The organism is Paraburkholderia suaedae (assembly GCF_040812055.1).
Classification (GTDB): Bacteria; Pseudomonadota; Gammaproteobacteria; order Burkholderiales; family Burkholderiaceae; genus Paraburkholderia.
Genome location: NZ_JBFOAH010000072.1, coordinates 1 through 7441, shown reverse-complemented (window position 1 = coordinate 7441; position 7441 = coordinate 1). Strand labels below are relative to the sequence as shown.

4 protein-coding genes and 2 pseudogenes are annotated in these 7441 nt (G+C 59.4%); 1 reads left to right on the top strand and 5 read right to left on the bottom strand.

The window, feature by feature from the left end:
- Nucleotides 1-158: 158 nt before the first annotated feature.
- Entirely contained in the window at nt 159-1544 is a 1386-nt protein-coding gene (locus tag ABQJ48_RS37250; RefSeq protein WP_367842861.1) for a hypothetical protein, read from the top strand.
- A 189-nt stretch (nt 1545-1733) separates the two neighbouring features.
- Here the strand turns inward: ABQJ48_RS37250 and ABQJ48_RS37245 are convergent.
- The 5 genes and pseudogenes from ABQJ48_RS37245 to ABQJ48_RS37225 all read right to left on the bottom strand — a co-directional run.
- A pseudogene (locus ABQJ48_RS37245) lies at nt 1734-2389 on the bottom strand (sigma-70 family RNA polymerase sigma factor); the annotation flags it as partial.
- A gap of 372 nt (nt 2390-2761) precedes the next feature.
- Nucleotides 2762-3778, bottom strand: coding sequence for an alpha/beta fold hydrolase (locus ABQJ48_RS37240; RefSeq protein WP_367842860.1), 1017 nt, complete (start codon nt 3776-3778; stop codon nt 2762-2764).
- Between the two features lie 13 nt (nt 3779-3791).
- Nucleotides 3792-5495, bottom strand: a complete 1704-nt coding sequence (locus tag ABQJ48_RS37235; protein ID WP_367842859.1) for an amino acid ABC transporter permease/ATP-binding protein — start codon at nt 5493-5495, stop codon at nt 3792-3794.
- A gap of 59 nt (nt 5496-5554) precedes the next feature.
- Entirely contained in the window at nt 5555-6412 is an 858-nt protein-coding gene (locus ABQJ48_RS37230; protein ID WP_367842858.1) for an ABC transporter substrate-binding protein, read from the bottom strand.
- Between the two features lie 70 nt (nt 6413-6482).
- Nucleotides 6483-7247, bottom strand: a pseudogene (locus ABQJ48_RS37225) (polysaccharide deacetylase family protein); the annotation flags it as partial.
- Between the last annotated feature and the right edge of the window lie 194 nt (nt 7248-7441).

Genomic DNA, 7441 nt, shown 5'->3' with positions numbered 1-7441 from the left:
TAAAAGAACGCCTCGGAACATGGCATGATTGGACTGTCTCTGCCGCAATCGAGACAGTTATCTGATAAGGATAACTACGCGTGTGCCGAATAGTTGACTTCCAGCCGCCAACTTGACAACGCCGTCGGAACACCAATGATCGCATGGAGCCCTACTTTATGAGTCAAGCCCGCGGACGATATGCGGGTTCTCGGGACAGCAGCCAACGCCAACCTCACCACGTAAAAAAATCTCCATCCAACCGGCAGGGACAACCGTACGTGAAGGCACCTCCTCGAGACTCCTCCCAGACTGCCTCGATTTTCAAAACACGATCGTTTCAGTTTCTGGTCGATGCGGTGGGCGCAGAGAACATCGCGTTGGGACTTGAATCGAACATGACGCGCGTGGCTGAACTGATGAAGGGCGAGAGGTTCACGCCGGAGACCGCCTTTCATATGGAAACCACGCTTGGGCTGCCGCATGGCTTCTTCGACCAGCCCAATCCTGCGCTCGCGGCCGAAACCATCGCCCGCCTGAGGTCACCACTCGACTTCGTCCGAACAGTCGACGAATCAGAAGTAGTGCCTGAAACACCCGAGCCGGCTTCCGCCGTGAAAGGCGGCCACCAACCATTTCCTAAAGATAGTTTGTTCGAGGAAACGCAAATGCCAAAGAGAGCAACGGGTGGGTCGCCCAGGGCCGTCAGGAATAGTCGAAGCGAGATGGCCGAACAGCCTAAGCCCCATGCGCCGCGAAAAGGTTCGTCTTCGAAAGACAGGACATCTCCTGAAATGGCCCGCCAGCAACCGCTGGCATTAGACGACAGCGCTGTGGTAGCGAACATTCGACGTGCTAACCTTCACGTCCTCACGGCTCGCAACGGATCGAAAGCAAGACTTGGCGTAGTCATGGCGATGAGCGGCTCCAACATGGCCCATCGGCTATATGGCAAGAAACGCATGGACGGTGTCGAAGCAAACCGTTTCACGGAGCGACTTGGTTTGCCAACTGGCTGGTTGGACACGCCGCGCTCCGAAGTCGAGATCCCAGAGTCGGTGTCTCGTTTGCTTACCCCTGCTTCGCGCGGGCGTGCGTCCGTTGAAAGACACGAGCCGCTCGCGGCTGCAACGAAGGACGGCGTGCCAGGCAAAACGGCCAATGCGCAGCCGCGCACAGGTCGCGCGCGCGCGGGCGTTCTCGGCGATCCGCAAAGCGCCTCAGCTCTTTCGGTGGATGTCGCAGAAGAGAAAGAGACGATCGGCGTCAGCCCGGAAGATCATGTAAGTGATGGCCCAGACGAGCCTGCCGGTCGCTCGCCTGAAGAAAGTGATGGCGACATTCCGGCAGCCACACCGGCAACCCTTCCGTCGCTCCCAGCCGCAGCAATACCGCAGAGAAGCGCGGTATTGCTCCCCTTCGCTTCGGTGACCAGCCTGGACAACCTTCTCGGTATCGAACCGATAGCGCAAGCATTGCTCAAGACGCTGGCAGGTAAAGCGCGCACCGGTCGATTGGACGAATTGAAGGCTCTGGAACTTTTGCAGCAGGCGGTCCTGTTGTGAGTCGGCGATAGCGTGCCACGAGCCATTCGGCCATGACCATGAAACGCATCCAGGTAGCCCGGACCTGGTGCCGGGGATCGTAGGCGCCGTCTGACAGCGTTGGGCTATTGACTCGCCCGAGTGAAGAACGCCGAGGGACCAGCGAGCGGCGCTGAGACAACACAACACCCCGACGCCCGGGTCTATGGCTCAATGATCGAGAAATTGCCGTAGCTTGTCGGCGCGACTCGGGTGCATCAGCTTTCGCATCGCCTTGCTTTCGATCTGCCGAATCCGTTCGCGCGTCACGTCGAACTTTTGCCCAGTTCCTCGAGCGTATAGTCCGACGCGGTATCGATCCCAAAATGCATCCGCAGCACCTTCGCGTCACGCGGCGACAGCGCATCGAGCGCGTCATCGATCGCGGCGCGCAGGTTCGCATGCACGGCGGCGTCCGCGGGCGATGCCGCCATTGGGTCTTCGATCATATCGCCAAGCGTCGCGTAGGCGTCCTCGCCCACCGACGTTTCGAGCGACACGGGTTGCCTCGCGACCTTCACCATGCTACGAACCTTATCTTCCGGCAGTTCCATGCGCTGTGCCAGCGCCGCAGCATGAGCCTCTCGTCCGGTCTGCTGCAGAATCTCGCGTGAAATCCGGTTGAGCTTGTTGATCGACTCGATCATATGCACTGGCACACGAATTGTGCGCGCCTGATCCGCAAGCGAACGCGTGACGGGTTGCCACACTCACCACGTTGCGTAGGTCGAAGACTTCCAGCCGCGTCGATATTCGAATTTGTCGACGGCTTTCATCAGGCCGATATTGCCTTCCTGAATCAGATCCAGAAAAAGCAAATATCGCGAGGCTGTCGCTCGTGAGCTGTTTCAGACGCGCTTCGTTCGCCTTCGCCGGGTTCCCGATCTCGCTGTGTCATCACCCTGCCCGTCGTCGTCATCGGCGGTGTCTTGCACCGATCTAACCCAGTTGCCAACCGGGGCCGTCCCCGCACCCGAAACGGCTTGTCGGCGTTCGCCGCTGGGGCTCGGTCGGCACGGTCCCGGGGCAACAAGGGAACGGTGATCGGCGTTTCCTACCCCTATCCCGCGTACGGGAACGGCCCTCCAGAACAGGTTCGCGCTCGTCCATTCATAAGAGGCGAGCCGACTTCCAAAACTCGCGTCAACCCTGCAACAGCGAGTTCGCGCAAGCAGGGCCGAGCGAAACAAAACCGACCGCTACATAGCCAAAAGTTCCCTCACTGCACCATCGATGAACTTGACGTCGACAGCATTGGCCGCAGGGCCGCCCGCGAAATGCCCCCAAACCGACTCGATCGGCCGCAATAGTGCATTGGGCATCTTCGAAACTTCATACTCACTATCTTCCGGCGGAAAGTACAGATCCGTGCGGCCGGGCATCACAATAGCCTTAGCAGTGATACTGCCCAACGCCCGATCGAAATCGCCCTTATAAAGCGGATTGGCGGAAATATCGCCGTACTGCCAGCTCCACATCATCGACAAGATATTGTTCGCGTCCTTCTTCAGGAAGTCACCCTCCCAGAACTGGGTGATAAAGTCCTCAAGAGAGCCATATCTCATCGCTTCCATGTCGAGCCGTTGACGCAGAAACGCCTGCGAAAATCCCCAGCCGGCAAACACACGGGCAGCAGCGCGCATTCCGCGGGTCGGCGGTGCATCGTAGAAGCCGTCCTTGAAATCAGGGTCCAACAGCAATGGTGCCTTGAGCCCTTCAATAAACACAAAGTTGTGTCGCGAGCACCGTGCCGCCCCGCAAAACGGCAGAATCCGCTCGACCATCTGCGGATACATCGCGGCCCAATGGAATGCCTGCATCGCGCCCATCGACCAGCCGGTGACGAGCCTGAGCGACTCGATGCCAAACTTCTCGGTCACAAGGCGATACTGCATGGCGACGTTGTCGTATAGCGTCACATGCGCAAAGCGGCCGCGATCATACGGCGGCGGATTGTTGCTTGGCGAACTGGATACGCCGTTGCCAAACATGTTCGGCACAATGATGAAGTACTCCCGCGGATCGAGCCCCATGTGCTCGCCAATTAGCCACTCATTGTCGACATGGCTGCCGCTATAAAACGTCGGATAGACAATCGCGTTGTCGCGCGCCGCATTCAGCCGGCCATACGTCTTGTAGCTGAGCAGCATGTCAGGCAGCGTCGCGCCCGATTGCAGCACGACGCGGCCAAGATTGAAAGTTTCGAAGTCTGTCATTTGAGCCTTATATTCAATTCGCGACGACGTTAAGGAATTTTCGGGTGCGGTCGTGAGTCGGATTGTCGATGACCTGCTGTGGTGTCCCTTGCTCGATCACCTCCCCGCCATCCATGAAGACGACGCGGTCGGCGACATCCCGGGCAAATCGGATTTCGTGCGTGACGACGACCATCGTCATGCCGGCATCGGCCAGCCCGCGCATTACGCCAAGCACATCACCGACGAGTTCTGGGTCGAGCGCCGATGTTGGTTCGTCAAAGAGCATCACCTTGGGCTTGATCGCGAGCGCACGTGCAATCGCCACGCGCTGCTGCTGTGCGCCCGATAACCGGTGCGGCAGAAAATCCGCGTGTGCGGCCAGGCCCACACTCTTTAACAGCGCGCGCCCGAGCGCTTGCGCCTGCTCGCGCGGCACGTCATAGACCTGACGCTGTGCTTCAACGATGTTGTCCAGCGCACTCAAATGACTAAACAGGTTGAAATGCTGGAACACCATGCCCACCCGTGCTTCGGCGCGTGCACGTGCGAGGTTGTGCAGCGGCCGCACGGTGCCGCCGCCACCCGGCACTTCGCGATAACCCACGTACTGCGAATCGACCTTGATCGTTCCCCAGTCGAGCGGTTCAAGATGGTTGATGAGCTTGAGCAGTGTGCTTTTACCGGAACCGCTCGGGCCGAGTATCACGACCACCTCGCCATGTGCGATCGACAGGTCGACGCCGCGCAAAATTTCGCGCTTGCCATACGATTTCCAGACGTTCCTGCACGCGACAAACGGTTCGTCGCGACGCCGCGGCGTTCGACTTTCGGCAGGCAGCAACGTGCCGATCCAGGCGTGGTCGTTCGTCTCCGGCTCTTTGGCGGCGACCGGCAAAGAAATCGATGCGTCGACCGGCTTCGCATAAGGCGCCGATGCGCGCAGACCGAACCACGTGAACGTGATCTTTTGGTCGCGCTCGTGATCAAAAAGGCGTTCGAGCCACACCTGAACCAATGAGATCCCGCTTGTCAGGAACAGATAGATCACCGCCGCCGCGCCGAACACGGTAAAGAACTTGAAGTTCTGCCCTACGACCTGTTGGGAGCGAAACGTCAGTTCGTTCACGAAGATAACGGATGCGATCGACGTTAGCTTCAACATGCCGATGGTGTCGTTGGCGAGACCCGGGATCACCGCGCGCATCGATTGCGGCAGGATGATGCGCCGTAACGTCAGCAACGGTCCCATGCCGAGTGCGGCCGCAGCAGTGGATTGCGAACGGTTCACCGACAAGATCCCGGCCCGAAACAGTTCAGCGCTGAACGCCGCCTCATTCAGTGCGAAGCCAATAACAGCAGTCGTGACTTCATCGAAACGCAAGCCGATCAGCGGCAGCGCGTCGAAGATGAACACGAGTTGCAGTAGTTGAGGTGTGCCGCGCACGAACCAGATATAAGCCCACGCCCCTGAGTTCAAGGCCTTGAACCGCGACAGCCGCATCAGCGCAAGACCGAGCCCGAGCACCAGCCCGATTGACATCGCTATCAGCGTGATCTTTACCGCGATCCACGCGCCGCCTAGCAGGAATGGCGAGCCGACATAACCAGTCAGCTCCTTGAAACCGTCTAGCACCTGAACGCCATCCAGACCGGCGGCCATCGCCGGCTGCAATGCGAGTATGGCAACGATGCCGAGGACGCCGACGGCCTGATGTTTGATACGCAATGCCTTCATTTCCGAGCCTGGTCCATGACGCTACCGGCACACGACGCGGTGTGCCATGCAGGCAGCCTTTATTGAGTAAGCAGTGTGGTCGGCATTTCCAGCGACGCATCTACGCCGTACTGCTGAAACGTCTTTTTCTGCGTTTGATTGGCCTGCATGATCTTCAGTCCGTCGGATACGGCAGCGATCATGTCGGCGTTGCCTTTCTTCACGCCTACGCCAATCTTCATGCCGCTTGTCACCATGAAGCCGCGGCTGTACAGCTGTGGGTTCTGTTTCGCGAGACCGTCCACCAGCGCAAGGTCGTACATCATGACGTCGGCGCGATGGCTTGCCACGAGGCGCGCGCCTGACGCGATATCGGCGGACGTCATGATGGTCACATCAGGACTGCCTTCGGCCTTGCATTTGGCGGCCTGCGCTTGCGCCATCGTCAGTTCGACCGTGCCGATGCCTGCGGTGACCGTCGTGCCGCAAAGCTTCGAGATGTCATCGATCTTCTTTGGGTTCCCAACTGCCACCAAACCGCCCGTGCCGGCTTGCATATACGTGACGAACGTCGTCTCCTTCGCGCGTGCCGGCGTGTAGTAAAGCAGGTCCCACAAAACATCGATCTGTCCGGCACGCAGTGCTGGCAGCAACCCCGGCCAGCCAGCAGTGAAGAATTCCGTCTTCACGCCGGCGCAGGCGAACACTGCGCGGGCCATGTCGGCGTCCGCGCCAATGATCCTGTTGAAGTCCTTGCTGTCACGAAACGCATACGGCGGCGATTCCGGGTCCACGCCGATCTTGATAGTCTTGCCCGCAAGTGATGGATATTTCTGGGCCACCTTGGACGGTTCGCACGATTGCGCTGACGCGCCTTGTGCGAGGATGAGGCCGGTGACTGCGCATAGCAGTAGCTTGATTGCCTTTGACATGAACATGGCGAATCCTGTTGAGGTTGAGCGAAATGAAAGCGGAAGTGCTGGTACGGCGAAGTGAGAATGAAGGGATCTAACGGCAGACGAAGTCCATGTGGCTTGCGATCGAACCGGGCGTAGTGATGCAGATGCGGCCTTCGTCGCGCGCGCGCGCTATGTGTTCGAGCGCTCGCCGCAAGTGACATAAACGATGCGGCTGCCCCATGAGGTACGCATGCAACGCAATGCCCATCACCAGCGGTTCTCGCGCAGACTGCCGTAGCATTTCGTCGAAGTGATCGATCACGAGATCGGCGAACGAAGACCCATCCATTTGCCGCGCAAGGATCATCGGGATATCGTTGACTTCTTCCGGATATGGGATGGCCCACAGCGGCTGGCCGCCACGCGTGAGCACGCGCGTGGGCTGATCGTCGTGACACCAGTTCAGCGTGTACTGATAACCCGCTTCGGCCACCAGATCGCTGGTGATATGACTCTCCGACAGCCACGGCGATAGCCAGCCTGCGGGCTGCTGCGCGCTCTCAGCCGCGATTCGCTCGCGACATGCCACGACCAGTGCGCGTTCGTCGTCTTCTGTCAGCGTTCCTTGTCGTTCCGAATTCGTATGGCCGTGCGCGACGAGTTCATCGCCACGCCGAGCGAACGCGGCGACTAGCTGCGGGCAGTGATCGTAAAGCGCCGTGTTGATGATTGCCGCGACCGGCAGCGCGAGTTCATCGAAGAGATCGAGACAGCGCCAGGCGCCCACGCGCAATCCATACTCACGCCATGCATGATTCAGCACGTCGGGTTCGGGCATCACCGGACCGATGGTCGGCCCTAGCAGGCTGTTGAAAATCGCCTCGTTGTGACAACCGGGGCGCTGTTTAAAGGGATTTCGTATGCAATTCGTCCCAGAGTTGCAGCTGATCGTTCCGATTGCGCCGCAGGCGAGCGCGCCAGGCGACGCATTTGCGCGCGGTGGCCGGACCTGGCCGGCTCATTGCGTTGCTCCTTGCGGCAGCGCCGCCAGTATTCGGGCCATTCGCG

Coding starts and splice junctions, on each gene's coding strand:
- ABQJ48_RS37250 (WP_367842861.1), top strand. CDS start 159: ATGAGTCAAGCCCGCGGACGATATGCGGGTTCTCGGGACAGCAGCCAA.
- ABQJ48_RS37235 (WP_367842859.1), bottom strand. CDS start 5,495: ATGAAGGCATTGCGTATCAAACATCAGGCCGTCGGCGTCCTCGGCATC.
- ABQJ48_RS37230 (WP_367842858.1), bottom strand. CDS start 6,412: ATGTTCATGTCAAAGGCAATCAAGCTACTGCTATGCGCAGTCACCGGC.
- ABQJ48_RS37240 (WP_367842860.1), bottom strand. CDS start 3,778: ATGACAGACTTCGAAACTTTCAATCTTGGCCGCGTCGTGCTGCAATCG.